2 protein-coding genes are annotated in these 3,213 nt (G+C 47.8%); one reads left to right on the top strand and one right to left on the bottom strand.

All coding sequences use genetic code 11. The annotated features are described in order from the left end of the window. The coding region (locus IT781_RS21575; protein WP_194972234.1) for a caspase family protein at positions 1-1,795 on the bottom strand (1,795 nt) is incomplete at its 3' end. Between the two features lie 334 nt (positions 1,796-2,129). On the opposite strand from IT781_RS21575, the gene IT781_RS21570 reads away from it, so the two are divergent. Continuing rightward, positions 2,130-2,450 (top strand): hypothetical protein, encoded by a 321-nt coding sequence (locus tag IT781_RS21570; protein ID WP_228779347.1) that lies wholly within the window; start codon positions 2,130-2,132, stop codon positions 2,448-2,450. Positions 2,451-3,213 lie beyond the last annotated feature (763 nt).

Genomic DNA, 3,213 nt, shown 5'->3' with positions numbered 1-3,213 from the left:
CATGCTGCATGGCGGAATACTGCGGACTTTGCTGAAAGCCGATCTGTGACGCGGACTGTTTGACTTTACCGGAGGCCATTCTGTACAGTTCATGATCCTCAAGCAGACCGGTATTGTCATTCAATGCCTTCAGCAACGCACTGGCGAATACCGAATGGCTGCTGACATTGGAATCCGGTATTGGCTTAACACTCCCGGATGTTATGACGGTTCTGCCCTTGCGGCTGTTCATGAGCTTCAGCCACTTCTTGCGTTTTTTATCGGACGCATCTTCCGGCAGATGAGCGATTGACGTTTTAGTCATGATGCCGGAATAACACGAATCGGCAATAACCAGGATATGCTTGGCCGGGAGAATGCTCAACTGTTGCGCGACATTATGATTGGACAGCCAAGTGGCAATATTGGCCTTTTCCGCATCGGATGGCAGCCAGTAGGCGCTTTGATCGTTTTTATCGATTTCGCCAAGACCGGCGTAATAAATCAACAGACTGTCCTTTTCGGTCAACTCTTTTCTCAGATCATCGAAAGCGGTCATGATCTGATGCTGGGTGACATTGATCAATAGCCTAGTTTGATAGCCGTAACGCGTCCGCAATACTTCATCGACCGCTTTGGCGTCATTGACCGATGTTTGAAGCGCCGGCAGTTGTTTATAGTCATTAATGCCGATAATCAATGCATAAAACCGGCCGAAATCGACGGACGGGTAGGATTTTGGGCTGGCTATGATAGGGGAAGCTTCATGATTTTTTTTCTGTACCCCCTTTTTCTCCGGCATCTCGACCGGAACATCTTTGAGGCCTGCCAGGGTCTTTTCTTCCTGCTCGATCGCTTTCTTCAATTCCTTGATCTGCCCCCCTTGAGTCATCAGCTTGCTCTTGTCCTTTTTGAGCTTGATATGAACTCTTTCAAGTGCAAATTTTTCCCGCCTTGAGTCCATTTGAGACGCTTTGACTTCTATAGTGATCATGTCACTTTTAATGCGGGCAAACGTATTGTGGTATTCCTCCTCCAAAGATTTCAGTTGCTCCTGCAACTGATCGAGTTTTTCTCTGGATTCCGCCTTCCGCCGCTTAAGTCCGGAATCATCCGCCGAACCGGAAGCGTTATCCCCGATCCTGGCCTGATGTTGTGCGTTATCACCCTGTTTCCTTTTGCCGCCTCTACCGGAGGCTTCGGTCACGGGCATAAACTGCAAACCTGAGTTCGCAAGCCCTGATCCCTTGCGATACCAATTCAACGCAGTCCGAGTATTTTTCTTTACGCCCAATCCTTTCTCATAAAGATAGCCGAGATCAATCTGTGCCCTCGAATTGCCTTGCTTGGCCGCTTTTGAATACCATTGGGCCGCCAAAGCGGGATCAGCTGTTCCGCCCAATCCTTTTTCGTAAATCTCGCCCAGCATTACCTGAGCCTCGGCATTACCCTGCTGCGCCTGCGGCAGCCATACTTTTAAAGCCGATTCGACATCGGTGCGATCGTGACCCACATATTCGCCGCCGCGAGCCCTGCATTCAGCGGCTGTGGTTTTGATGGGCTGCGGAGAGGAAATATCGGTCTTTTGAGCGCCTGGGCCGCTCGCTTGCTCCGGCAACAAACAATCGACAACGAAAAGCTTATCGGTATCCTCCACCGCAAGATCTCCTGTTGGCTTGACGCTGTCGAGATCGGTTTTGGGATCGGTCTGACAGCCGATTAGCGCGGCAAAGAACAAAGACAGAAAGAAATACTTAGGTCCTGAAGTCCGAGCAAAACACGCTGCGGAAGGGGTGATTTTCCTCATAACAATCATTTTAAATATCCCTGGATTATTATTGATTGACTCGTACTGGGTATAGTAGCCCGACAAGATGAGATTAGTAAAACTTTATAGATATAATGGTTATGAAATGCCCTTTATCCCTGATTAATCAAGGCAAATCCACCCTGCGATTCATTTGCCGTGCGGCCAGTATAAACCATGAAAAAACTCAATTACTATAGAATTAACGCTGATTTTGAAGATCGGTTATGTGCTACAATCCCAAACCTTAACTTACTATTTATAAGGTTTTAACATGCAATTCATTCGGTTTTCTGCTTGCGCTCTGATGCTTTTGTCTTTTTCCGCAAATGCGGACGTTCCATTGACCCAATCCGATCTGCTTGGAACCTGGCAAATCGACAAAGAATCGGTTGATCGCGAAGGCACTAAATCAAGAAGCATAAACACCACTTGGACCTTCAAGGCAGACGGCACGCTGGAAGGCATTTCCCAGGAATCGGACGTACACGCGCGGATCGATCATCTGCGTGCGGTACTTAATTATTCCGTCCAGGACGGAAAACTGGTCAAACAAGCCGCTCCAGGCCGTTCCAGAATGGAAACCTGCACTGCGATCGAAAAGGAAAACGACAAAATGGTTCTCAAATGCCAATCGACTTATTTTTTCATGACAAAAAAATAATTGATTGATAGTCATCACGGCAGCCCTGCCGCCCATTATGGCGGCAGGGCATTTGCCAATAGGTTTGAAATCTAACCATTGCATACACCGTACGATTTACCCTTCCCCACCGGATCTTTATGCCAACGCTGCCGGCAAATCCTCAGGAACGCCACACCAATCGGCAGGTAGTAAATCCATCCGCAACATAACGGTGGAACGTCGAATACGGACAATCGACAACCTGTCTCCCATAACCATGCTTCAGCGGATTCACGTGGATCTAATCGATATGCCGGGCATAATCCCGTCCGTTGCGGATCATATGCTCCAATACTATCTTTTCAATATAAAAAGCGCAGGACGGTGTTTCGCGCAGCAAAGCGTCATTCCAAACAGACCGCCAATATCACAGACATAACGGCCACAAGGCTCCGTTTATTGGTGAATTGCCAAGACAAATCCCCTATAAGGGGCACCAGCCGCCATTTCGATAACAGCAGCACCAGTCATTCATGCCCCGTACGAATCCAATCAGTGAGATCAATGCAGCATAATCGCATAACTGACTACACATAAGCGGAAAACCCTCGATGTAAAGTTTCCGCATGGTAGAGGATTACGACAAGGATTTCCGTATATTTTTAGCGCTGCAAAACATCTGTTTCAAGCATTCTGTGGAAGGATTGCCGGAAAACAAGTGTTTTACGGCAACTCAGTGTCGGCTTGGTACCATTATGTGAAGTTTCCTTTTATGCATAGCGGTGTTTCCGCGAGCAAGATT

It is taken from the genome of Methylobacter sp. BlB1, from assembly GCF_015476545.1.
GTDB lineage: Bacteria > Pseudomonadota > Gammaproteobacteria > Methylococcales > Methylomonadaceae > Methylobacter.
The sequence above is the reverse complement of the archived record's forward strand: the minus strand, read 5'-3'. Positions and strand labels throughout refer to the sequence as shown.